The sequence below is a fragment of the Bradyrhizobium sp. 21 genome, assembly GCF_023073335.1.
Taxonomy (GTDB): domain Bacteria; phylum Pseudomonadota; class Alphaproteobacteria; order Rhizobiales; family Xanthobacteraceae; genus Bradyrhizobium.
Genome location: NZ_JADPJG010000038.1, coordinates 57,660 through 79,262, shown reverse-complemented (window position 1 = coordinate 79,262; position 21,603 = coordinate 57,660). Strand labels below are relative to the sequence as shown.

Here is a 21,603-nt window from a genome sequence, read left to right as displayed (position 1 = left end):
TGCCTTGCCAGTTTTTCCACGGCAATATGCCGGCAAAACAACCATGAGAAACGGGACGAGAAAATGGCGGCTCCCATCAAGTTCGGCGTTGGCCAAAGCGTGTTGCGCAAGGAGGATGACGCGCTGATCCGCGGCAAGGGCCGCTATACTGACGATTATGCGCCGCAGGCCGCTTTGCGCTGCCTGATGCTGCGCTCGCCGCATGCGCATGCCAAATACACTATCGATGCGAGCCGCGCCCGCGGCTTGCCCGGCGTTGCGCTGATCCTGACCGCGGCCGACGTCGCCGATCTCGGCGACCTGCCGTGCCTGTTCAATCTCGAGACCGACCCGTTCAAGGGCCCGCCTTACCCGATCCTCGCCAAGGACGAGGTGCGCCATGTCGGTGATTCCATCGCCTTTGTCGTCGCCGAGACCATCGACCAGGCCCGCGACGCGATCGAGGCGATCGAGGTCAAATGGAGCCCGCTGCCGGCGGTGACCGGCCTCGTCAACGCGGTGAAGAAGGGCGCGCCGCAGGTCTGGCCGGACAAGGCCGGCAATGTGCTGTTCGACGTGTCGATCGGCGACAAGAAAGCGACTGAAGCCGCCTTTGCCAAGGCGCATGCGGTGGCCGAAATCTCCATCGTCAATCCGCGCGTGGTCGCGAGCTTCATGGAGGCGCGCGCCGCCGTCTGCGAATATGACGCCAAGCGGGATCATCTGACGCTGACGGTCGGCAGCCAGGGCAGCCATCGCCTGCGCGACATCCTCTGCCAGAACGTGCTCAACATCCCGACCGAGAAGATGCGGGTGATCTGCCCCGACGTCGGCGGCGGCTTTGGCACGAAGCTGTTTCCATACCGGGAATATGCCCTCTTGGCGGTCGCGGCGCGGAAACTGAAGAAGGCGGTGAAATGGGCGGCCGACCGCACCGAGCATTTCATGGGCGACGCGCAGGGCCGCGACAACGTCACCACCGCGAAGATGGCGCTGACTGAAGACGGTAAATTCCTCGCGATGGATTGCGACCTGATGGGCGACATGGGCGCTTATCTCTCGACCTTCGGCCCCTACATTCCCCACGGCGGCGCCGGCATGCTGCCGGGCCTCTACGACATCCAGGCCTTCCACTGCCGGGTGCGCACCATCTTCACCAACAGCGTGCCGGTCGATGCCTATCGCGGCGCGGGCCGGCCCGAGGCCGCCTATGTCATCGAACGCCTGGTCGATGCCTGCGCGCGAAAACTCGACATGACGCCGGACGCCATCCGCCGCAAGAATTTCATCCAGCCGAAGGCGCTGCCCTACAAGACGGCCACGGGCAAGGTCTACGATTCCGGCGATTTCGCCGCGCATCTGAAGCGGGCGATGGAAATCGCCGACTGGAAGGAATTTGGAAAGCGCGCCAAGCTCGCCAAGAAGAGCGGCCTGATCCGCGGCATTGGGCTCGCGAGCTATGTCGAGGTCTGCGGCACCATGGGCGAGGAGACCGCCAATGTGCGGATGGATCCGAACGGCGACATCACCGTCCTGATCGGCACGCAGTCGAGCGGGCAGGGTCACCAGACCGCCTATGCGCAGATCGTCGCCGAGCAGTTCGGCGTTGCGCCCGAGCGCGTGCACGTCCACCAGGGCGATACTGACATGATTGCCACGGGCCTCGGCACCGGCGGCTCGGCCTCGATTCCCTCGGGTGGCGTCAGCGTCGAGCGCGCCACGCGCGAGTTGGGGCAAAAGCTGAAGGAGATCGCAGCGCAGGCGCTGGAAGCCAGTGCCGGCGACCTCGAGATTACCGATGGCGTGGTCCGCATCGCCGGCACTGACCGCTCGATCTCGTTCGCCGATCTCGCCAAGCGGCCGGGCGCCGATCCGTCGAAGTTGAATGCGAGCGCGACCTTTGCCAGCGCCGACGGCACCTATCCCAACGGCACCCATGTCGCGGAGGTCGAGATCGATCCGGCCACCGGCATCATCAAAATCGTCAATTACGTGATTGTGGACGATTTCGGCAAGACGCTCAATCCGCTGCTCCTGGCCGGACAGGTGCATGGCGGCGCCATGCAGGGCATCGGCCAGGCGCTGATGGAGCAGGTGGTGTATGGCGCAGGTGATGGCCAGCTCATCACCGCGACCTTCATGGACTACGCGCTGCCGCGTGCGGCGGACGGGCCTGCCTTCGTGTTCGAGACTGCCAACGTCCCCTGCACGACCAATCCGTTGGGGGTGAAGGGGGCGGGCGAGGCCGGCGCGATCGGCTCCTGCCCGGCCGTCGTCAACGCCATCATCGATGGGCTCTGGCGCGAGTACAAGATCGACCACATCGACATGCCCGCGACAGCGGAGCGGGTGTGGATCGCCATCAACGAGCACCATCGCCGTCACAGCCTGTAAGCCCGAGCTCAATCGAATCATCCGGAGTGCGACGATTGATCGCCGCGCTCCGGATGGAATGAAATCTGCCTAACGGTGTTGGCCTCATGTGGGGTCAGCACGATCCTGTCAGCGAAAGGGATTTTGCGAATGAAGCGAGTGTTGGTTGTTGGCGGCGCGCTGCTGCTCGGCATGGGCGCGGTTTGGGCACAACAGGACTCCGTCAAGGAGGTCCAGACCCTCATGAAGGGTAATGGGAAGAACGCCGGCGCGGTGGCGGCGATCGTCAAGGGCGAGAAGCCCTACGACCAGGCCATCGTCGATACGGCCCTGGCGCAGTTCGAGGACACCGCCAAGAAGCTGCCGAACCTGTTTCCGGCAAGCGCCAAGGGCATGAAGCCCGAGGGCGATTACAGCGCCTCGCCGAAGGTCTGGGAGGACAAGGCCGGCTTCGATGCCAAGGTCGCGAGCTTCGCCAAGACCGTCGCCGAGGCCAAGGGCAAGATCAAGGATATCGATTCGCTCAAGGCGAATTTTCCCGCGGTCGGCAAGGAATGCGGCGGCTGCCACGAGACGTTCCGCGTGAAGAACGGCTGACGGAAAGACAGGCTACCGGAAATCAGGAAAGGGCGGCCTGCGAAAGCAGCCGCCCTTTTTGTTGCGTCGCGTGTCGCCGCTGGACGCAGACTGGCTTTCGTAGGACACTGCGAGTGAATGCTCCCGGGGGGCCATATCGTGCCGCGACTTGTCGTCTGCTTGATTGCCCTTCTGACAGCTGTCGCCTTGACGCCCGGCGCGACAGCCGCCGATGTCAAGGTGATGATCTCGGCCGGGTTCTTCAACGTGTACAAGGAGCTCGGTCCCGCGTTCGAGGCATCGACGGGGAATAGGCTCGTCACCACGCGGGGGCCTTCGATCGGCGATTCACCGGAAGCCATCCCGACGCGGCTCGCCCGCGGCGAGGAGACCGACGTCGTGATCATGGACGGGGCCGGCGTCGATCTCCTGGACAAGCGCGAGCTGACGCGTCCGGGCAGCAGGGTGCCGCTCGCGGAATCCTTCATCGGCATGGTGGTGCGCGCCGGTCAGCCCAAGCCCGACATCAGCACGATGGACGCGCTGCGCAAGACTCTGCTCGCGGCCAAATCCATCGCCTATTCGGATAGCTCGAGCGGCACTTATCTCTCGACGATCGGATTCAAGAAGCTCGGCGTTGCCGACGAAATCTCCGGCAAGTCGCGCAAGGTGCCCGGTCCGCCGTCGGGAGAACCCGTGGCTGCCGTCGTTGCGCGAGGCGAGGCGGAGATCGGGTTCCAGCAGGTCGCCGAACTGATGCATGTTTCCGGGGTCGATTTCGTCGGCACCGTGCCGTCGGACATTCAGCCGCCGACCCTCTATGTCGGCGCACTGTCCAGGAATTCGCAACATCCCGAGGCCGCAACCACCCTGTTGCACTTCCTTTCCTCGGCAGAAGCAGCGGCCGCCATCACGAAGGCCGGATTGAAGCCGTTGCCCGCGCATTGATGGCTGGGCCGGCTTCGCCCGGTCCATGGTCCTTGCGCAACTTGGGACGCGACTTGGAAACCGTACGTTGCGCGTCCGGGAATAGAGGCGGATTCCACGTCGGTTGATGAGAGTTGTCGGAACCGGCGCAGCCGATGCCGATTGCTTCACCGTCGCGAGAGCTCGCGCGGCGAGCACCTCCAACCGAGAACAGCGAGACAGGCCATGGCAAAACCGTTCCCGTCGAAAACCCACATCGGCAACCATATGCTGCATCCGGAAACGCTGATGCTGACCTACGGCTATGATCCGCAATTGTCGGAAGGCGCCGTCAAGCCGCCGGTGTTCCTGACCTCGACCTTCGTGTTCAAGACGGCCGAGGACGGGCAGGACTTCTTCGATTTCGTGTCCGGCCGGCGCGAGCCGCCGGAAGGGATGGGCGCGGGCCTGGTCTATTCGCGCTTCAATCACCCCAATAGCGAAATCGTCGAGGACAGGCTCGCGATCTACGAGCGCACCGAAAGCTGCGCGCTGTTCTCATCCGGCATGGCGGCCATCGCAACCACGATCCTGGCTTTCGTCCGCCCCGGCGATGTCATTCTGCATTCCCAGCCGCTCTATGGCGGGACGGAAACCCTGCTGACGAACACGCTTGCGCGCATGTCGATCGGCGCCGTCGGCTTCGCCGATGGTGTCGATGAAGCCGTGGTCAGCCAGGCCGCGGAAGAAGCCACACGCAAGGGCCGGGTTTCGATGATCCTGATCGAAACCCCGGCCAACCCGACCAACGGGCTGGTCGACATCGCGATGATGCGGCGCGTCGCCGAGACAATCGGAAAGACGCAAGGACACATTCCGATCATCGCCTGCGACAACACGCTGCTTGGTCCCGTGTTTCAGCGGCCGATCGAGCACGGCGCGGATATTTCCTTGTACTCGCTCACCAAATATGTCGGCGGCCATTCCGACCTGATCGCAGGCGCCGCGCTCGGCGCGAAAACAATCATGAAGGGCGTCAAGCAGCTCCGCGGCGCGATCGGCACCCAGCTTGATCCGCATTCCTGCTGGATGATCAACCGGTCGCTCGAGACGCTGAGCCTGCGCATGGAAAAGGCCGACAGCAATGCGCGCCTCGTGGCGGACTATCTGCGCGATCATCCCAAAGTGAGCAAAGTCCATTATCTCGGTCATCACGAGGCGGGCTCTCCGGCCGGACTTGTGTTCGCGCGGCAATGCTCGGGGGCGGGATCCACGTTCTCGTTCGATATCGTCGGCGGCAAGGCGGCGGCCGTGAAATTCCTCAACGCGCTGCAAATCCTCAAGCTGGCGGTGAGCCTTGGCGGCACGGAGTCGCTTGCGAGCCTGCCGGCGACCATGACCCATTCCGGCATTCCCGCCGACATCCGCCGAAAAATCGGCGTGCTCGATTCCACGATCCGACTGTCGATCGGCATCGAACACCCGTCGGATTTGATCGCCGACCTCGCGCAGGCGCTGAATGCCGCCGAACCTGACGTGTGACGCCTGCGCCAGCCGGGCGACGGAATCGAAAAGGGCGGCTGCGAAAGCAGCCGCCCTTTTGTTGGACAGTGCGAAAGGTTACTTCGTCACCTGACCACGGATCTCGCCGCCCGGATTGGCCGCGGTGTGGATGTTGACGTAGAGCTTGCCGGCCAGGAGATCGGCGGCCTGCGCGTCGGTCAGCGTCGCTTCGCCCTTGGCCGGGCTCGACGTCGCATTCGGGATCGCAACGGCGACGCCGGCGTTCTTGCCGGCCTCGGCAGGCCCATGGAAATGTGCGGCGGTGGCAGGGCCCGACAGCCCGGAATAGGTGACGGTCCAGGACAGTTTCTTGCTGGCGGCGTCGTAGTCCAGATCGGCCGTGCCGGTGCCGCTGCTGGTCGTTGCCGGCACCTCGGACTTGGCGTCGAGCGTTGCTTTCAGCTTTTCCGCGCTGGCCGAACCTGCAAAGGCAATGGCGCCGAGCATTGACATGGCGATGACGGTCTTGTTCATGACTTTTCTCCCTGCTGAACCCGTTTGGGCTGCCAAACTTTCAACAGCCGGCATTTCAGTTTATTCCCGTTCCAGGCCGCCGTGGGCTAAATTCTTCGTGGCTGGAGCGGCGCCGACTTCGGTCATAAGGTGCGCCGCGACGCACGAAAGGACTCATGTTGCGACGAACAATCACCGTGGCGCTGCTCGCCGCACTCGCCGCAGCCGGCGTCTATTGGTGGCTCAGTTCGCCGGTGGTGGCCGCCGTGAGCCCGGGGCCAGCCCATGTGCCTGACCTCGCCAACGGCGAGGTGATCTTCAATGCCGGTGGTTGCGCCTCATGCCATGCCGTCCCCGACCAGCCCGATCGCACCAGGCTCGGCGGCGGCGTCGCGATCAAGTCGCCGTTCGGAACGTTCTACGCGCCGAACATCTCCTCCGATCCGACCTACGGCATCGGCAAATGGAGCGAGACCGATTTCGTCAACGCGGTGATGCACGGGGTCTCGCCCGACGGACAGCATTATTTTCCGGCCTTTCCCTACACCTCCTACCAGCATGCAAAACGCGAGGACGTGCTCGATCTCTTTGCCTATCTGAAAACTCTACCGGCCGTTGCAGGAAAAGTGCGTGACCACGACGTGCCCTTTCCGTTCAACATCCGGCGCAATGTCGGCATCTGGAAATTCCTGTTTATGGACGGCAAGCCGTTCGTCGCCGACGGCGGCAAGTCGCCGCAATGGAATCGCGGCGCCTATCTCGTCAACAGCTTTGGCCATTGCGCCGAATGCCACAGTCCGCGCAACGTGCTGGGCGGCATCATCTCGGGCGAGCGCTTTGCCGGCGGGCCCAATCCGGAAGGCGAGGGATGGGTGCCGAACATCACGCAGAAGCGCCTAGGCGAGTGGAGCGCGAAGGATATCGCCTATTTTCTGAAGACTGGCGAACTGCCCGACGGCGACAGCGTCGGCGGCGCGATGACGCGCGTGATCAAGAACATTTCGCAATTGCCGGATGCGGATCTTGCGGCAATGGCGGATTATCTGAAGTCGCTGCCGCCGGTGGACGGTCCGCCGCGGCCCAAGCGCAAGGAGGGTGGCGCCTGACGCAGGCCCTTTCCAATTGACACGCAAGGGTGGCACCCGCATGTTTTGCTGCCGGTTGGAAATTGGAATTGCATCACGATGGGTTGTCTGGTCTTTACGCGGGTAGTGCCGATCGCTTCGACGCGTGAAGGTGCCGAACCGGATGCAGCAGGCCTCACGGCTCAACCGTTTGGTTGAGATGGCCAGCACGGCAAAGCTCCCGATCGTGCTCCATGGGCGTTTCCTGACGCTGTTTCGGGCCGCTCTCGGACAGGGCCAGACCGGCATCGACGCCTATCGGGACTGGCGCGCCTCCGAGCCCTTGGAGGCTGCCGACGAGATCGTCTACCGCACCATGCCGCTGCTCGTCGCCACGGTCGACCGGGCCGGGATCGTGGATGCCGACACCAAGCGGATGCGCGGCGTCGTCAAGCATGTCTGGTTGTCGAACGCGACGCGGGTCCGCGATCTCGTCGAGGCCAATCGAGCGCTTGAAAGCGCCGGCATCGACGCGCTGCTGATCAAGGGCGGTGCGCTGTTTGCACGCGACGAGAGCTACATGGCGAAGCGCATGACGGGGGATTACGATCTCCTGGTTCGCCGCGTTGAGGCGCCGCGCGCGATCGAGGTGCTGCGGCAGGCATCGTTCCGCAGCCATGGCATGAATGTCGAGCTGTTCTCGGAGTCCGATTTCGACCGCGACATCCATGCTGTCGCGATGTCGCGGGCCGGCTTCGGCCGTGCCATCGATCTGCACTGGCGCGCGATCTTCTGGCTCGACGACACCGGTTTTACCGAGGAATTATTCAAGACCGCCGAGCGGGCGAAACTGCTGACCCATGAGGTGCTGATCCCGGGCCTTGCCGAGCAGCTGGCAATCGCGGCCATGCGCCCCGAGCCGGCCGATCAGAAGGAGATGGTTTTCCGGGCGCTCGAGGTCGTCCATGTGCTGGAAAACTACGGCCACAAGGTCGATTGGGATCGCTTCCGTTCGATCGTGATGCGCTACAATGGCTGCCTGTTCGCGGCGCAATTGCTCGACGTCGTCGCGCGGGAGATGCCGGCGCTCGTGCCCGAGGGTCTGGTGAGCCAGTTGTGGCGCTACGCGCCGCCCGGAAAATCCATCGAGGTCGCGGTGCGCGCGGTGCCGTGGGCGCAGCGCACTCAATGGCAGCAGTTCTGGGGCGCCTTCTTCGCGTCATTGCGCGCGCAGTTCAAGGCGCCGTTTCGCGGGTTGGACTGGCTGAGGCTGCCGGGCGCGGCCATCGCCGCGTTCGATGCCAGCGTCACCCATTTTCCCTTGTTTCGGGACGCGATCCTGAAGCGGATCTGGCAGCGGGCGGCTGATACGACGCATCCGCTGCGCGGAAAAGGCGTCTGGTTCGGGCAGGGGTTTTCCATTCCCGAGGACGAGGGCCGATGGACCGACCATCAGTTCGCCGTCGTCGACGTGCCGGTCGACGGACGGTCGCAAACGTTCGCCGCGGTCGAGCTGGCAGTGATTCCGTTCCTGCCGCCGGGGACCGAGAGCTTTCGTTTCGCGGCCTATGCCGGCGCCAGTGAGGTGCTGCAGATGATGGCGGGGCGCAACGATCCGATGCCGTTCAAGGTTACACTGAATGCAAAAATTGTCGGCACGGACAAGCGCAAAATCGTCGTCGCGCTGCGGATGCACGATACCGGGCGTCCGATGGATATCAACCACTCGATCGACCACCGTCTGCTCGGGCTGTTCGTCAAGTCGGTGTCGATCGACGGCGTGCCGGTGTTCACTCCGGCGGCCGCTGCGCCTTGATGGCCTTGCGTAGCGCCATCAGTGTCTGGAGATTCTGAGCGTCCGTGTTGGTGCGGCCGCCATTGCCGAGATGAAGCCGGCGCCGGACGACGATGTCGTCGACATGCGCGATTTTCAACCCGTCCCGCTTGGCGCGGCCGAGCCACGCGATGAAGAAGGTCGCGGGCAGCGTTTCGTCGAACGGCCCGATCCGCTCGAGCGCGGCGCGCCGGATCAGCATGCATTGCTTGAGCTCGCCCGGCATGATCTCGACGGCCGGCTTGAGACGCGCGCGCAGCACCTCCGGTACGTCGGGGCTGACGAATTGCTGCACCTTGCCGAATGCGGCCTCGATGTTGCCGTCACGGTCGAGCAGGGCCAGCTGCATCTGAAGCTTGCGCGGCGTCCAGAGGTCGTCCGCATCGCAGAAGCCGATCAGCTCGCCGCGCGTCATCGCGAGGCCCTTGTTGACGGCGACGGCCTGGCCGCTGTTCTCTTGAGTGAGCGCAACGATGCGATCACCGAAGCGGTCGAGAACGCCGCGTGTGGCATCGGTCGAGCCGTCGTCGATGACGATGACCTCATCGGGAGGGATCGTCTGGCCGAGCACGCTCTCGACGGCCTCGGCAATGTAGGCCTCGGCATTGTAGGCGGCGATGACCACGGAGACGCGCATGCGGCCTCAGAGCTGTTCGAGCCGGCCGAGGAACGCGGCGGGAATCTGCATCGGCGCGGTGCCGGTGTCGGCGAAAAATACGGGCGCGAGCCCTGCGATCCGCGCTACCTTGTCGGCGATCTCGTTGGGCCATCCCGGCAGCTCGTAGGCCGTGGTCGGCAGCAGCGCGCGAAATGCGTCCGACGGCCGCGCCGGTGCGAATTCGGGCACGACCGCGCCGCGGCGGCGGGGAATGAACGTCGCGCGCAGCCTGCCGCCGCCGATGCGGTCGCCGAGATCGGCGAGGCTCAGCTCGTGGCGCGGCTCGCCGTTGAAATCCGAGACCGGCGTGGTTGCGCCGATGAAGCTTTGAAACGTTTCGACCAGGGCAGGGCGCAGCCGCGCCGAGCAGAACAGCGGCTCGATCCGGCCGGTCTCGCTGTTCACAGCGACGAAGTCGTCACCCGCATAGCGCCAGCCGGCTTTGGCGCAGGCCAGCGCCGCGGTGGTCTTGCCGCTGTGCCCTTCGCCCGCCAGCAGCGCGAAGCCTGCGTCGCTTCCCACTGCCGCGCCATGGACCGCGCACCACGGCGTATCGTGCATCATGGCGTGGATCAGCGAGATCGCCGGCCGGCTGCGGATCCAGGGCGGCGCCTCGCCCTTCGGCAGCCAGGCGATGCCGCGCTTTGCCGTGAGATCGACCGCGAACAGCACGGGGATGACGGCCGGCTGCCACACCGAATAGATGCCGTCCTCGATCAACAGGCGCGGTTTCTCGGCGGCTTCCGGCACGAGCGCCGAGAGATCATGGTCGGCGGCGGTGATGAAGCGCAGGTCGAGATCGATACGATCAGGCGTGCTCTGGATGTAGGCGGGCAAGAAACTGCCGGCCAAATCCTGCGAGGCAAAGCCGAGGCGTAAGCCGAACGGGCCGCAGCGGGCCGGTGTCTCGATCGGCGCCGGCGCTGCCGTGGCGAAGACCGCCGCGATCTCCTGCCGGATGAGAGCGCTAGCCTTCATGTGGCTCGCGCAGCGGCCAGCCTTCATCGCCGGCGTCATGCACGGGATCCATCAGCAGGAGCTCCCGCAGATTGTCGAAGCGCTGGAATTCCGGCGCGGCGAATGCGCCCGACAGCACCGGCGTCCATGTCTCAACACGTGCATCGGCGGCGCCTTCAGCGATAAGGCCTTCTGCCAGCATGCTGTCGACGAAGGCTTGCACCTGCGGCGTGATGGAGGCGGCATCACCGCCAGTCGCGGAAGCGCACGCGTTTGCGATCTCCTCAACCGTTCGGTTGGCCCTGAGGCCGAGCCAAATTTGCGCGGCGCTGCCGTCGAGGTTGTAGTAGACGCCATTCTGATAGTTGGCCAACACCACTTCACTATCAAATTGCTGGCTGATCAGCAGCGGCACCGACGTGGTGAGGGCCATGACTTGCTCGGTACTCGCTTCAATTCCAATGGTCGGACGCTAGCATAGGTGCCCGGCTGCGCAACCGCGCGGATTGCGCCAATTGCGGGCAACTAGCTCGCGCCGAACGCCTTGAAGGTGATGATGGTGAGGGTGTCCTGGATGCCCGGTAGCACCTGCACCTTCTCGTTGATGAAGTGGCCGATGTCGGTGTCGTTGTCGACGTAGAACTTCACCAGCAAATCGTAGTGGCCGGCCGTGGAGTAGATCTCGGAGGCGATCTCGGCTTCGGCAAGCGCATTGGCAACAATGTACGACTGGCCGAGCTTGCATTTGATCTGGACGAAAAAGGGAACCATTGCAGTCACTCCGAAGGCATATCTGGCGGCCAATAGGCCAAAACCGGCCGGATTTGGCAAGCGAACTTGCCGGAGGGGCCGGGGATAGGTTGCCGCGAGCGCAAATGCCAGTCCTACGAGGTCACGACCATGGCGGCGAACGCGTCCCTGAGGCGCCGCGCCAGTTCGACCTTGCGATAGGGCTTGGTTAGGACGACAGATTGCGCCTGCGCGCGGCCCTGCTCGACCAGGGTCTCCAGCGCATAGCCCGAGGTGAACAGCACCGGGAGACCCGGGCGAATCCGCCGGGCCCGATCGGCTAGATCCCAGCCGCTCATACCGCCGGGCATCACGATATCGGTAAACAGCATGTCGATGTCGGGATCGGCACGCAGCCGCTCCAGGGCCTCCTTGCCGTTGACGGCGGCGACCACGCGATATCCGAGAGCTTCCACCCTGCGAATGGTGGATGAGCGAACGAACGGATCATCCTCGGCGATCAGGATCGTCTCGTATCCTCTCGGCGCCGCCTCGTCGGCTTCCGGAAGGTCGGTCGGCGATCGTCCCGCCGCCGCGCGTGGCAGGTAGATCCGGACCGTCGTCCCCAGGCCCTTGTCGCTGTAGATCGAGACATGACCATCGGACTGCTTTGCGAAGCCGTACACCATGCTGAGCCCGAGGCCAGAGCCCTTGCCGACCTCCTTCGTGGTGAAGAACGGCTCGAAGGCGCGTTCGAGGACATCAGGCGTCATCCCTTCGCCGTCATCGGTGACGGAGATCAAGGTGTAGCTGCCGGATGCCATTTCGGGGTGCAGCTCACGATAATCATCGTCGATCGAAGCCGGTTCGGTGCTCAGCGTCAGATGCCCGCCGGCCGGCATGGCGTCTTGCGCGTTGAGCGCGAGGTTCAGCACGGCGGATTCGAGCTGGGCGCGGTCTGCGAAAGCCTGGATCGTACCGGGGGCGAACGACGTGCTGATCTCGATGTTCTCGCGCAAGGTACGCTTGAACAGCTTGAACATGGAATCGAGCAGCTGGCGGCAATCGATGGTCTGCGGTCGCAGCAACTGGCGGCGGCTGAACGCCAGCAGCCGCTGCGTCAGCTCCGCGCCGCGTTCGCCGGACTCGCAGATGTCGTCGGCAAACTGCCGCAAATCGGGCCGCGCCTTGAGCTGCTCGCTCAAATGCTCGGCGTTGCCGATGATGACGGTGAGCAGATTGTTGAAGTCGTGGGCAATGCCGCCGGAGAGCTGGCCGACCGTCTCCATCTTCTGCGCCTGCTGGAGCTGCTGCTCGGTCAGCTTGCGCGCGGTCAGATCGTGGACGATGCCGACATAGATCAGCTCGCCGTCCTGCCACGCCTGGCCCACCGACAGAGCCATTGGAAAGCTCGATCCGTCCTTGCGCAGGCCGACGGCCTCTCCGGTTGCGAAATGCGCATGACCGGTGGATGAGCGCCTCTCCTCGTCGGACATCAGCATGCCGATGTCGAGATTCATGACCTCGTCGGCGCGATAGCCGAACAGGCGTTCGCAGGCGGGATTGAACAGCAGAATGTGGGCTTGCGCGTCGAACAGGATGACGCCGTCGACCGCGGTCTCGACGATTGCGGTGAGACGCGTCATGCTCTCGCGCATCGCACGCTGGGCCTCGCCGACCTGCCGCAGCAGCAGCGTCGCGTCCCGGCTTTTGATTTCTTCCTCCTCCAGCGCGGCCTGGACCTTCTGGAGCTCGAACGCGGAAGGGATCGTCAGGATTTTTGGTAACAGCGGCCAGAGCGCGCCGGCTGTGAAAATCGACGCAACCGCGGTTGCCGCCTTGACCAGGCCCTCGATGCCGTAGATCGGAACCCAGAGGGTGTAGATCGACAGCACGTGGGTCAGGCCGCAGGCCATGATGAAGGCCGCGAAGGCCCAATAGACCCACCCGAACCTGAGGTCACGCCGCTTGGTGACGAGAATGGTGAGGGCAAACGGGATCGAGAAATAAGCGGCAGCGATGACGGCGTCCGAGACGACGTGGAGCCAGATCAGCTCTGGCTCCCACAGCAGGCAGATGCCGTGAGGTGAAAACATCGAGGAGTCGAGGAGACGTTCGAAGTAGGCCCACATGATACAATCCCGAGAGAATTGCGGGCCGAGGCCGGCCCGCAACGTGGCGTCGCTGGACGAATCCGCCCCTTAACGTGTCACTCGTCCGGACGGACGCCAAGGCCCGGTTGTGCCGCGGTGGTATTTTCTCGTACTGTGCTCGCTTGCGGGACGACAACGCCGCACAGCACTCGGTCCGACTGATTCGCCGCAACGCGATCTGCGGCGACGCAGATCGAAGCTGGTGCAGCTTGCTGGTGCTATGGCGGCGCGCTAGGACAGGCCATGACCTCGAAAAGCTTGGCTTCGAAAACACGGAAGAAAGCCCCATGACGACGCCCGTGGCGCTCACCATCGCCGGCTCCGATTCGAGCGGAGGCGCCGGCATCCAGGCCGACCTGAAGACCTTCGCCGCGCTGGGCGTCTATGGCGCTTCCGCCATCACGGCGCTGACCGCGCAGAACACCCGCGGCGTCACCGGCATTCACGCGGTGCCCGCGGAATTCGTCACGGCGCAGATCGATGCGGTGTTCTCCGATCTCGATGTCGGCGCAGTGAAGATCGGCATGGTGGCGCAGGTCGCCAGCATCGATGCGATCGCGGCCGCACTGGCGCGCTGGAAGCCCCGCCACATCGTGCTCGACCCCGTGATGGTCGCCACCTCCGGCGACCGCCTGCTGGCTGCCGAGGCGGTCGAGGCCCTGCGCAAAAAACTGATGCCGCTGGCGTCCGTGATCACGCCCAACCTGCCGGAGGCCGCCGCTCTCCTCGATGAGCCGATTGCGGCAAGCGAGACTGAGATCGAGAGCCAGGGGCGACGGCTGCTGGCGCTGGGCTGCCGTGCGGTGCTGATCAAGGGCGGTCACGGTGAGGGCGCCGAGAGCACCGACTATTTCGTCGATGCCAAGACCACGATCGCGCTTGCGGCTCCCCGCGTCGCCACCCAAAACACCCATGGCACCGGCTGCTCGCTGTCCTCCGCCGTCGCCGCGGGGCTCGCCAAAGGCGAGGATCTCGAGCGCGCCGTGCGCGACGCCAAGGCTTGGATCAGCGCCGCGATCGCGGCCGCCGACCGCTTCAGCGTCGGTCACGGCCACGGGCCGATCCATCATTTTCACAGATTTTACTGACGCTGGCTCTGCGCGGCGCGACCGATCCCGGCATTAACCAATAAGGCCGTGGTTTCCGGGGTTTTGCGGGCGACCGCTGCCGCTCCATGTCGCCTGATTGTCGCATGCGACTGATATTCGCGGAGAGGGCGAGGCAAGGTTTGATTCGTATTTGAGGGTGCCTCAAAGGTTCAATCGGTCATCCCCCTGTCACGGGATATTGTTACAGGCTGTCGCATGGGAAGTTACGATGTGAGTGACGAGAGCCCTGAAAGGCGCTTTCGCACGTTGTTTATCTCCGACGTTCATCTCGGAGCCCGCGGTTCACAAGCCGACCTTCTGCTCGACTTCCTGCGTTTTCATGATGCCGACACGATCTATCTCGTCGGCGACATCGTCGACGGCTGGGCGCTGAAATCGAGCTGGCACTGGCCGCAATCGCATAACGACCTGGTCCAGAAGCTTCTGCGCAAGGCGCGCAAGGGCGCCAAGGTCATCTACATCCCCGGCAATCACGACGAGTTCCTGCGCAACTATTACGGCACGCATTTCGGCGGCATCGACGTCGTGGAGAACACCGTCCACACCGGCGCGGACGGCAAGCGCTATCTCGTCATCCACGGCGACATCTTCGACCTCGTGGTGCAGAACGCGCGCTGGCTCGCCCATCTCGGCGACAAGGCCTACGACTTCGCGATCCAGATGAATCGCTTCGTCAACTTCTTCCGGCGTATGTTCAAAGTGCCCTATTGGTCGCTGTCGCAATGGGCCAAGCAGAAGGTCAAGAACGCCGTCAACTATATAGGCGCGTTCGAGCAGGCGCTCGCCGCCGAGGCGCGGCGCCACGACGCCGACGGCGTGATCTGCGGCCACATCCACTACGCCGTGATCCGCGACGAGGGCGGCATCCGTTACATGAATTGCGGCGACTGGGTCGAGAGCTGCACCGCGCTGGTCGAGCACGACGACGGCCGTTTCGAGATCATCACCTGGGCGGATCACGCGCAGAAGCCGGCACAAGTCCCGCAGGTCGCAGCCAGAGCTGCGTAACAGAGGCAGCCTGATGCGCATCCTGGTCGCGACCGACGCCTGGCACCCGCAAGTCAACGGTGTGGTTCGGACGCTGACCAAGCTCGCTGATGCCGCGGAGGCGCTCGGCGCCGAATTTACGTTCCTGACGCCGCAATCGTTTCGCACCTTTGCGATGCCCAGCTATCGCGACGTGCGGCTGGCGATGCCGCGCCCGGCGCGAATCGCCAAGCTGGTCGAAGAGGCGTGTCCTGACAGCATCCACATCGCGACGGAGGGGCCGATCGGCCTGATGGTCCGCCGCTATTGCCGCCAGCGCAAGCTGCCGTTCACGACCAGCTTCCACACCCGCTTTCCCGAATATGTCCGCGCCCGCGTGCCGGTGCCGGAATCCCTGATCTGGCGGGCGCTGCGCCGTTTCCACAGCCCCAGCCGCGCCGTGATGGCGGCAACGCCGGCGCTCGCCCGCGAGCTCCGCGAGCGCGGCTTTGCCAACGTCGCGCTATGGCCGCGCGGCGTCGACACCCATTTGTTCCATCCCCGCGCGATCGATCTCTGTCTGCCGGCACCGGTGTTCCTCTCGGTCGGCCGGGTCGCGGTGGAGAAGAACCTCGAAGCGTTCCTCGAGCTCGACCTGCCCGGCACCAAGGTGATCGTCGGCGACGGTCCGGCGCGGGCCTCGCTCGAAGAAGCCTATCCGGATGCGATCTTCCTGGGCGAAAAGCACGGCGAGGCGCTGGCGGAGATCTATGCTGCGGCGGACGTCTTCGTGTTTCCGAGCAAGACCGACACCTTCGGCCTGGTCCTGCTGGAAGCGCTGGCAAGCGGCCTGCCGGTCGCAGCCTTCCCTGTAAAGGGGCCCCGCGACGTGATCGGCGATGCGCCGGTCGGCGCGCTCGATCACGATCTGCGCAGCGCCTGCTTCGCCGCGCTCGACGTCTCCCGGCAGGACTGCGTCGAATTCGCCGCCAACTACACCTGGGAGGCCTCGGCCCGGGCTTTTATCGACAGCATCCAGACAGCCTGCGCGGTGCTGCCGGGCCGGAACGCCGCGGAACCGCCACGCTTCGTCGCCTGACGGGCAAATCCTCGCGCGGAGATGTCTTGCCCGCGCCTCATCGGCCGCGATAAGGTCAGTCATGACCGAACAGCTCCTCCCGATCGGCCCTGCCGACATCGATGCCGCGGCGCGGGTGATCGCGCCCTTCGCCATCCGCACCCCGCTGTTGTCCTTTCCCGTGCTCAACGAGCGCGTCGGTGCAAAGGTGTTCGTGAAGCCGGAGATGCTCCAGCGTACCGGCTCGTTCAAGTTCCGCGGTGCCTTCAACAAGGTCGCCTCGATCCCGCAGGACAAGCGGGCCGGCGGTGTCGTCGCCTTCTCCTCCGGCAACCATGCCCAAGGCGTGGCGGCGGCGGCAAAGATCCTCGACATGCACGCGACCATCGTAATGCCTACGGATGCGCCGCTGTCGAAGCGCGAGCGCACCAGATCCTATGGCGCCGAGGTGGTGCTGTATGACCGCGATCGCGACGACCGCGAAGCGATCTCGCGCGGCATCGCCGAGAAGCGCGGCGCGACGCTGGTCAGGCCCTACGACGATCCCTTCGTGATCGCGGGGCAGGGCACCGCCGGCCGCGAGATTGCGGAAGACATGGCGGCGCTCGGCCTTGCACCCGACATCGTGGTGGCGCCGGCCTCCGGCGGCGGCCTGATCGCGGGCGTCGCAACTGCGGTGAAGGCGCGCTATCCGCTGGCCGAAATCGTCGTCGCCGAGCCCGAATCGTTCGACGATCACGGCCTTTCGCTGACCGCAGGCCATCGCGAGCCGCACGGGCCGGCCGGCCGCACCATCTGCGATGCGCTGATGGCCCTGATCCCCGGCGAGATGACGTTTGCGATCAACAGCAAGCTCCTGGCGCGCGGCGTGACCGCGTCGGACAAGGAAGTCGGCGCGGCCGTCGCCTTTGCCTATCGCGAGCTGAAGCTCGTGGTGGAGCCGGGCGGCGCGGTCGGCCTGGCGGCGCTGCTTGCGGGGCGTCTCGATGTCGCCGGGAAGAACGTCGTCATCGTGCTCTCCGGCGGCAATGTCGACGCCGATCTGTTTGCCGAGCTGGTGGCCTGAATTGGGAGCGTTTTCCCTGCGGCCTATCCTTCGAGACGCCCGCTTTGGGCGGGCTCCTCAGGATGAGGACGGAGTGCGCGGCAGGAGTTTCAACGGGCGCCGATGCCGATTAGCCTCATCCTGAGGAGACCGCGGAGCGGTCGTCTCGAAGGACGAGGCGTGCGCTCAGGTCGCGCAAAAGGCCGAGCCCCAGTTTAGCTGATCATGTTCTGACATGAAGAGAGGCAGAGCGTTACCGCTCTGCCCCTTTGTCGTGGTATGGCCGGCCGCGATCAGTGCATGAAGCTGCGGTGATTGTTGCCGCCGCCCATGTTCGACGATTGGTTCATCGACTGGCGGAAGTTGCTGCCGCCGCTATTGCCGATCCGGTTGGTCGTGTTGAACTGCGGGCTGGAATTCTGGACCTGCACCTTGTTCACCGGATTGTTGTTGAGCTTCACGCCGTTGTTGATGCGGATCGGGTTGGTCTGCGTCTGAACGGTGACCGGCTTCGCGTCGACGTTCGTGCCGCCCTTGCCGACATTCACCGGCATGCTCACGATCTTGCCAGGGTTGCCGTTGGTAGCGCCGTTGGCATTGCCGGCATTGCTGCCGCCATTCGGCGTGTTGTTGGTCGCAGGCAGGGTCACGATCTTGCCGATGCCGCCATTGTTGCTGGTCGTGTTGGTCGGCGCAGGCAGGGTGACGATCTTGCCCGGGGTCTGCGACGGTGTGCCGTTCTGCTGGTTGACGATCTGACCGCCATTGCCGAGCTTGCCGATGACGTTGCCGTCGACCGGCTTCTGCACGGCCGGCAGATTTCCGTTCATCTGGCCACCACCGTTGCCCTGCAACGGCATGTATTTGGGCTGGCCGAGATTGCCGATCTTGAAGGTCGGGGCGATGTTCTGCGGAGCCAGGAACTTGGTCGCCTGCATCAAGGGGATCAACTTCGGCTGGGCCTCCAGCTTCAGCGCGACCTGCGCATAGGGGGTGTTGCCGTAGCTGTCGTAGAAGTTCTTGTAGGCGACCGGCGAGTTCGCGAGCACCGTCTTGTGCCAGGCCTGCGAGAGCAGCAGGTTGTTGAGCAGCCAGCGGACGTGATCGCACAGCGGGTCATGCGGATACATCGTGATGAACTCCTGATAGTACTCCGGGCGTCCCTCGGACACGACGTAGTCATAGGCCTGGCGCGTGGAACGGCTCGGCAAATTGGAGGCCATCTGTACCACCGGCGCATTCACCGGCGCGCGGTTGGCGGCAATTGCGGTGTCGCCGAAGAAGGTGAAATCGCTCGTCAGCGACGAGCTCTCCCACGGGATCTGCGCGCCGCTGGTGGTCTGATTCACCTGGAGACGCACGCGCTTGAACAGCTGCTCGATCGGGACGTTGGGCTCGCGCGCGACGTTGAGGAAGGCCTGGGTGTAGGGGCTGTGGCCGCCGGTGCCGTCCTGCGCTTCCGCGCCCGGCGCGGTCGAGTAGCCCACGATCGAGCCGTTCGGCGCATCGACGATGGCGAGGCCGCGGCCGGCGTCGTTGACGTTCGGGAAGGGGTTGTTGCGGCAGGCATCGAGGATGACGATGCGCATGCGGCTCGGGATCGTCTCCAGCGTCGACATCACGTCGACCAGGCGCACCGAATTGTTGACGAGCTCGGTCTGGCTCGACACCTTGGCGTCGACGGGAACGAGATAGTTCTCGCCGGCGAGCTGCACGCCGTGACCGGCGTAATAGACCATCGCCACCGTGTTCGGACCGCGCGCGGACACTTTCGCGGAAAAGTCCTGCACCACGCGAAGCATGTCGTTCTGGGTCAGGTCGGTCGCGGCGACCACTTCGAAGCCGGCCGAGTTCAGGAACTGTGCCATCGACTGGGCGTCGTTGTCGGGATTGGCGAGCTGCGGCGCATTCTGGTAGTTCGAATTGCCGATCACCAGCGCGACCCGCTGCTCGGGGCCTTGCAGCGCGGTGGGGGCCGGCGCGACCGGGGCGACTTGCGCGGAAACGGGGCCGCAGGCGAACCCGAACAGGCTTCCAAAAAGGCCCGCGGTCATCAGGAAAGGTCTTAGGCGGAACATGGCGTGCTCCTCTGGCACTGATCTCGATGCGAGATTGGTTGCGAGCAAGCTAGGCCGCGTTCGAGCCTTGGGTACGTGATGCCGATCACCGTGCTACGATGCGTGACCTGAATCACGTTGGAACCCGGCGGCATGCTGAAATCGATCGATCCGATCCTCACGCCCGACCTGCTCTGGCTCTTGGCCTCGATGGGCCATGGCGACGACCTCGTTTTCGTCGATGCCAATCATCCGGCAACCCGCATCGCGCAGAGCACCACCTCGCAGCGCCTGATCCAGTTGCCGGGCATGAGCATGGAGACGGCCGCCCGCGCCATCATGTCAGTCTACCCGCTCGACGATTTCGATCCCGATCCGGTGCGCGTGATGATGCCGGTCGACGATCCCGACCGCGTTCCCGACGTGCAGCGCGCCGTGCTCGCCGAGATCGAACGCGCTGCCGGCCGCCCCGTCACGCCAGGCAAACTCGCGCGGCCGGATTTTTATCGCGCGGCAGCGGCGGGCTTCGGCGTGGTGCAGGTCGGCGACAGCAGGGGCTATGGATGTTTCCTGATCAGGAAGGGTGTGATCGGCTGACGTGCTCGAACGGGCCGACTTCGCGGATCACCTTGCAGATCTGCAGGAATCCGCTTGAGTAGAATTCGGCATGTCCTCGCTTCATCGTCTCGACATGTTCGGGGTGGGTGCGCCAGGCTTCGAGCGCCTCCTCCGAAGCAAAGCGAAACAGTGTGAGCTCCTCGCCATCATCGGCCTTGAATGATTTGACCGACACAAAGCCCGGGAGGCGGCTGACGATATCGTACATGGTCTCGCCGAGGCGGTGGTATTCCTCGAGTGAGACGCTGTCCCGCAGCTTGAGGTCACCGACAACAATCACTTCGCCAATCATGCTTCCATACCTTCGGTGATAGAATTTCCGTCCCCAGATCTCTTCGGTTTCGCGATGGGTTTTGTTACATCGCGATGCCCGAGGACTGAACTTTGCACCCGAATTTGAATGGTCATACCCCAATCGACTGTCTATGGTCTCTCCATGTCGCGCCTTATGTGTCTATCTGTCGCTATCGTCCTATCGCTGTTGCCCGCTGTCGCGCCCGCGGCGTCCGTTCAAAAGCGCCCCAAGCAAGCCTGGCATGGCTACGGCTTCCTGCCGGGCTATCGCCAGCCGCTGAGCAACAGCATTCCGCTCTACAAGCAGAAGGAGGCGATGCGCCGGATGTCGCCAAGCGACCGCCGCCACTGGTACATCGACCCGGTGCCCCAATATTACGGCTGGGATGGCGAATGGCGCTATTTCGGCCGACCCGGTTTCGGCGGCGGCCGCTACAATGGCGGCAGTTTTGGTCCGTGCTGGACGCGGACGCCGATCGGCGCGGTCTGGAATTGCGGGTGACGTATCACCCGCGCAGTGTCTCGCCGCCGCGATTTGCATCAAAACAGCGACCTTCCGGGAACTTGAATCGGGAGCGAGGCTTATCTCCCCCGCGGGACGGCGATCACCTGATCTGCTCGCGGACTGGCCCAACAACGCAAGCAGCTCAACGGAAAGCCGATGGTCATCAATCGCAATATCCTGTTTCTTCTCGTCGGCGCGCTGGTCGTTGTTGTCGGCGTGCTCAGCTACAACCTCTACCAGGCCAAGAAACAGCCGGATGGTCTTCAGATCAACGTCGGTCCCAACGGTCTGAAGATCCAGGGGAAGTGATCAACAGCTAGGGAAAGCTGCGGACCACCTCGATCAAGCCGACGATCGCGGCATTGAACGCATCGAGGTCTTCGGCCGGGATCCAGTACTCCAGATGCGTGCGTCCGCCGGCCTCCTGGACGTCATATTTCGCGATGAAGCTCCGCTCGATTTCAAAGCGCGTCACATAGCCCGAACCACTCGCCGGGACATTCCAGTCGCGCGCGATCTTGGCAGCATAGTCCTCGGTCAGCACCGGATAGAAGATCGGCTGGTCCGGCAGGCGCGGCGGAAACGCACGCATGCCGGATTGGCGGATCAGCTCCAGCTCCTTCGGTCCGACAGGGCGCCAGAGGGTGATTGTGTCTGCGGTGGGGGACATGGTTGGGATGACCGGG

At 64.3% G+C, this 21,603-nt stretch carries 22 protein-coding genes; 13 read left to right on the top strand and 9 right to left on the bottom strand.

Features of this window, described 5'->3' with window-relative positions; genetic code table 11:
- Positions 1 to 63 precede the first annotated feature (63 nt).
- From IVB31_RS33440 to IVB31_RS33425, 4 genes are all read left to right on the top strand, one after another.
- Entirely contained in the window at positions 64 to 2,373 is a 2,310-nt protein-coding gene (locus tag IVB31_RS33440; RefSeq protein ID WP_247332620.1) for a xanthine dehydrogenase family protein molybdopterin-binding subunit, read from the top strand.
- 129 nt (positions 2,374 to 2,502) lie between these two features.
- Positions 2,503 to 2,949, top strand: coding sequence for a cytochrome c (locus tag IVB31_RS33435; RefSeq protein WP_247332619.1), 447 nt, complete (start codon positions 2,503 to 2,505; stop codon positions 2,947 to 2,949).
- A 138-nt stretch (positions 2,950 to 3,087) separates the two neighbouring features.
- Positions 3,088 to 3,876: a substrate-binding domain-containing protein gene (locus IVB31_RS33430; RefSeq protein ID WP_247332616.1), complete on the top strand. Its 789-nt coding sequence runs from the start codon at positions 3,088 to 3,090 to the stop codon at positions 3,874 to 3,876.
- A gap of 204 nt (positions 3,877 to 4,080) precedes the next feature.
- A complete protein-coding gene (locus tag IVB31_RS33425) occupies positions 4,081 to 5,376 on the top strand; it encodes a cystathionine gamma-synthase family protein (RefSeq protein WP_247332614.1) in 1,296 nt (431 codons plus the stop codon).
- Between the two features lie 78 nt (positions 5,377 to 5,454).
- On the opposite strand, the gene IVB31_RS33420 is transcribed toward IVB31_RS33425, so the two are convergent.
- On the bottom strand, positions 5,455 to 5,871 hold the full coding sequence (locus IVB31_RS33420; RefSeq protein ID WP_247332612.1) for a CHRD domain-containing protein: 417 nt from the start codon (positions 5,869 to 5,871) through the stop codon (positions 5,455 to 5,457).
- Between the two features lie 155 nt (positions 5,872 to 6,026).
- Here IVB31_RS33420 and IVB31_RS33415 point away from each other — a divergent pair, with 155 nt between their 5' ends.
- Together IVB31_RS33415 and IVB31_RS33410 are read left to right on the top strand one after the other, a co-directional pair.
- Positions 6,027 to 6,956, top strand: a complete 930-nt coding sequence (locus IVB31_RS33415) for a cytochrome c (RefSeq protein WP_247332607.1) — start codon at positions 6,027 to 6,029, stop codon at positions 6,954 to 6,956.
- A gap of 142 nt (positions 6,957 to 7,098) precedes the next feature.
- Complete coding sequence (locus tag IVB31_RS33410) at positions 7,099 to 8,730, top strand: nucleotidyltransferase family protein (protein WP_247332605.1); 1,632 nt, start codon at positions 7,099 to 7,101, stop codon at positions 8,728 to 8,730.
- Here IVB31_RS33410 and IVB31_RS33405 read toward each other — a convergent pair.
- The 5 genes from IVB31_RS33405 to IVB31_RS33385 all read right to left on the bottom strand — a co-directional run bounded on the left by IVB31_RS33405 (position 8,705) and on the right by IVB31_RS33385 (position 13,224).
- A complete protein-coding gene (locus tag IVB31_RS33405; protein ID WP_247332602.1) occupies positions 8,705 to 9,385 on the bottom strand; it encodes a glycosyltransferase family A protein in 681 nt (226 codons plus the stop codon). The genes IVB31_RS33410 and IVB31_RS33405 overlap by 26 nt on opposite strands.
- 6 nt (positions 9,386 to 9,391) lie before the next feature.
- Positions 9,392 to 10,384: a hypothetical protein gene (locus IVB31_RS33400; RefSeq protein ID WP_247332599.1), complete on the bottom strand. Its 993-nt coding sequence runs from the start codon at positions 10,382 to 10,384 to the stop codon at positions 9,392 to 9,394.
- Positions 10,374 to 10,796 (bottom strand): PqqD family protein, encoded by a 423-nt coding sequence (locus IVB31_RS33395; RefSeq protein WP_247332596.1) that lies wholly within the window; start codon positions 10,794 to 10,796, stop codon positions 10,374 to 10,376. Before IVB31_RS33395 ends, IVB31_RS33400 begins: the two co-directional genes overlap by 11 nt.
- A 92-nt stretch (positions 10,797 to 10,888) precedes the next feature.
- Positions 10,889 to 11,134 carry an Lrp/AsnC family transcriptional regulator gene (locus IVB31_RS33390; RefSeq protein WP_247332592.1) on the bottom strand — a complete coding sequence of 82 codons (246 nt, stop codon included), beginning with the start codon at positions 11,132 to 11,134 and terminating at the stop codon, positions 10,889 to 10,891.
- A 113-nt stretch (positions 11,135 to 11,247) separates the two neighbouring features.
- Positions 11,248 to 13,224 (bottom strand): PAS domain-containing sensor histidine kinase, encoded by a 1,977-nt coding sequence (locus tag IVB31_RS33385; RefSeq protein WP_247332589.1) that lies wholly within the window; start codon positions 13,222 to 13,224, stop codon positions 11,248 to 11,250.
- A 308-nt stretch (positions 13,225 to 13,532) separates the two neighbouring features.
- Here IVB31_RS33385 and thiD point away from each other — a divergent pair, with 308 nt between their 5' ends.
- From thiD to IVB31_RS33365, 4 genes are all read left to right on the top strand, one after another.
- Positions 13,533 to 14,333 (top strand): bifunctional hydroxymethylpyrimidine kinase/phosphomethylpyrimidine kinase, encoded by an 801-nt coding sequence (gene thiD, locus IVB31_RS33380; RefSeq protein ID WP_247332586.1) that lies wholly within the window; start codon positions 13,533 to 13,535, stop codon positions 14,331 to 14,333.
- Between the two features lie 216 nt (positions 14,334 to 14,549).
- Positions 14,550 to 15,362 (top strand): UDP-2,3-diacylglucosamine diphosphatase, encoded by an 813-nt coding sequence (locus IVB31_RS33375; protein WP_247332583.1) that lies wholly within the window; start codon positions 14,550 to 14,552, stop codon positions 15,360 to 15,362.
- A gap of 13 nt (positions 15,363 to 15,375) precedes the next feature.
- The gene (locus tag IVB31_RS33370; RefSeq protein WP_247332581.1) at positions 15,376 to 16,419 is read left to right on the top strand and encodes a glycosyltransferase family 1 protein; all 1,044 of its coding nucleotides are present in this window, start codon (positions 15,376 to 15,378) and stop codon (positions 16,417 to 16,419) included.
- A 61-nt stretch (positions 16,420 to 16,480) separates the two neighbouring features.
- Positions 16,481 to 17,464 (top strand): threonine/serine dehydratase, encoded by a 984-nt coding sequence (locus IVB31_RS33365; RefSeq protein WP_247332579.1) that lies wholly within the window; start codon positions 16,481 to 16,483, stop codon positions 17,462 to 17,464.
- A gap of 272 nt (positions 17,465 to 17,736) precedes the next feature.
- Here IVB31_RS33365 and IVB31_RS33360 read toward each other — a convergent pair whose 3' ends face one another.
- The gene (locus tag IVB31_RS33360; RefSeq protein ID WP_247332577.1) at positions 17,737 to 19,521 is read right to left on the bottom strand and encodes a caspase family protein; all 1,785 of its coding nucleotides are present in this window, start codon (positions 19,519 to 19,521) and stop codon (positions 17,737 to 17,739) included.
- 132 nt (positions 19,522 to 19,653) lie between these two features.
- On the opposite strand from IVB31_RS33360, the gene IVB31_RS33355 reads away from it, so the two are divergent.
- Positions 19,654 to 20,097, top strand: a complete 444-nt coding sequence (locus IVB31_RS33355; RefSeq protein WP_247332575.1) for an RbsD/FucU domain-containing protein — start codon at positions 19,654 to 19,656, stop codon at positions 20,095 to 20,097.
- Here IVB31_RS33355 and IVB31_RS33350 read toward each other — a convergent pair.
- Entirely contained in the window at positions 20,075 to 20,410 is a 336-nt protein-coding gene (locus IVB31_RS33350; RefSeq protein ID WP_247332573.1) for an antibiotic biosynthesis monooxygenase, read from the bottom strand. The two genes, IVB31_RS33355 and IVB31_RS33350, sit on opposite strands and share 23 nt — an antisense overlap.
- A gap of 144 nt (positions 20,411 to 20,554) precedes the next feature.
- Here IVB31_RS33350 and IVB31_RS33345 point away from each other — a divergent pair, with 144 nt between their 5' ends.
- Positions 20,555 to 20,914, top strand: a complete 360-nt coding sequence (locus IVB31_RS33345) for a hypothetical protein (protein WP_247332570.1) — start codon at positions 20,555 to 20,557, stop codon at positions 20,912 to 20,914.
- A gap of 159 nt (positions 20,915 to 21,073) precedes the next feature.
- The gene (locus IVB31_RS33340; protein WP_247332568.1) at positions 21,074 to 21,226 is read left to right on the top strand and encodes a hypothetical protein; all 153 of its coding nucleotides are present in this window, start codon (positions 21,074 to 21,076) and stop codon (positions 21,224 to 21,226) included.
- Between the two features lie 7 nt (positions 21,227 to 21,233).
- On the opposite strand, the gene IVB31_RS33335 is transcribed toward IVB31_RS33340, so the two are convergent.
- Positions 21,234 to 21,587 (bottom strand): ADP-ribosylation/crystallin J1, encoded by a 354-nt coding sequence (locus tag IVB31_RS33335; RefSeq protein ID WP_247332566.1) that lies wholly within the window; start codon positions 21,585 to 21,587, stop codon positions 21,234 to 21,236.
- Positions 21,588 to 21,603 lie beyond the last annotated feature (16 nt).

Excerpts from the sequence above, each read along its gene's own strand:
- IVB31_RS33440 (WP_247332620.1), top strand. The coding sequence starts at position 64 with ATGGCGGCTCCCATCAAGTTCGGCGTTGGCCAAAGCGTGTTGCGCAAG.
- IVB31_RS33435 (WP_247332619.1), top strand. The coding sequence starts at position 2,503 with ATGAAGCGAGTGTTGGTTGTTGGCGGCGCGCTGCTGCTCGGCATGGGC.
- IVB31_RS33425 (WP_247332614.1), top strand. The coding sequence starts at position 4,081 with ATGGCAAAACCGTTCCCGTCGAAAACCCACATCGGCAACCATATGCTG.
- IVB31_RS33420 (WP_247332612.1), bottom strand. The coding sequence starts at position 5,871 with ATGAACAAGACCGTCATCGCCATGTCAATGCTCGGCGCCATTGCCTTT.
- IVB31_RS33415 (WP_247332607.1), top strand. The coding sequence starts at position 6,027 with ATGTTGCGACGAACAATCACCGTGGCGCTGCTCGCCGCACTCGCCGCA.
- IVB31_RS33410 (WP_247332605.1), top strand. The coding sequence starts at position 7,099 with ATGCAGCAGGCCTCACGGCTCAACCGTTTGGTTGAGATGGCCAGCACG.
- IVB31_RS33405 (WP_247332602.1), bottom strand. The coding sequence starts at position 9,385 with ATGCGCGTCTCCGTGGTCATCGCCGCCTACAATGCCGAGGCCTACATT.
- IVB31_RS33400 (WP_247332599.1), bottom strand. The coding sequence starts at position 10,384 with ATGAAGGCTAGCGCTCTCATCCGGCAGGAGATCGCGGCGGTCTTCGCC.
- IVB31_RS33395 (WP_247332596.1), bottom strand. The coding sequence starts at position 10,796 with ATGGCCCTCACCACGTCGGTGCCGCTGCTGATCAGCCAGCAATTTGAT.
- IVB31_RS33390 (WP_247332592.1), bottom strand. The coding sequence starts at position 11,134 with ATGGTTCCCTTTTTCGTCCAGATCAAATGCAAGCTCGGCCAGTCGTAC.
- IVB31_RS33385 (WP_247332589.1), bottom strand. The coding sequence starts at position 13,224 with ATGTGGGCCTACTTCGAACGTCTCCTCGACTCCTCGATGTTTTCACCT.
- thiD (WP_247332586.1), top strand. The coding sequence starts at position 13,533 with ATGACGACGCCCGTGGCGCTCACCATCGCCGGCTCCGATTCGAGCGGA.
- IVB31_RS33375 (WP_247332583.1), top strand. The coding sequence starts at position 14,550 with ATGGGAAGTTACGATGTGAGTGACGAGAGCCCTGAAAGGCGCTTTCGC.
- IVB31_RS33370 (WP_247332581.1), top strand. The coding sequence starts at position 15,376 with ATGCGCATCCTGGTCGCGACCGACGCCTGGCACCCGCAAGTCAACGGT.
- IVB31_RS33365 (WP_247332579.1), top strand. The coding sequence starts at position 16,481 with ATGACCGAACAGCTCCTCCCGATCGGCCCTGCCGACATCGATGCCGCG.
- IVB31_RS33360 (WP_247332577.1), bottom strand. The coding sequence starts at position 19,521 with ATGTTCCGCCTAAGACCTTTCCTGATGACCGCGGGCCTTTTTGGAAGC.
- IVB31_RS33355 (WP_247332575.1), top strand. The coding sequence starts at position 19,654 with ATGCTGAAATCGATCGATCCGATCCTCACGCCCGACCTGCTCTGGCTC.
- IVB31_RS33350 (WP_247332573.1), bottom strand. The coding sequence starts at position 20,410 with ATGATTGGCGAAGTGATTGTTGTCGGTGACCTCAAGCTGCGGGACAGC.
- IVB31_RS33345 (WP_247332570.1), top strand. The coding sequence starts at position 20,555 with ATGTCGCGCCTTATGTGTCTATCTGTCGCTATCGTCCTATCGCTGTTG.
- IVB31_RS33340 (WP_247332568.1), top strand. The coding sequence starts at position 21,074 with ATGGTCATCAATCGCAATATCCTGTTTCTTCTCGTCGGCGCGCTGGTC.
- IVB31_RS33335 (WP_247332566.1), bottom strand. The coding sequence starts at position 21,587 with ATGTCCCCCACCGCAGACACAATCACCCTCTGGCGCCCTGTCGGACCG.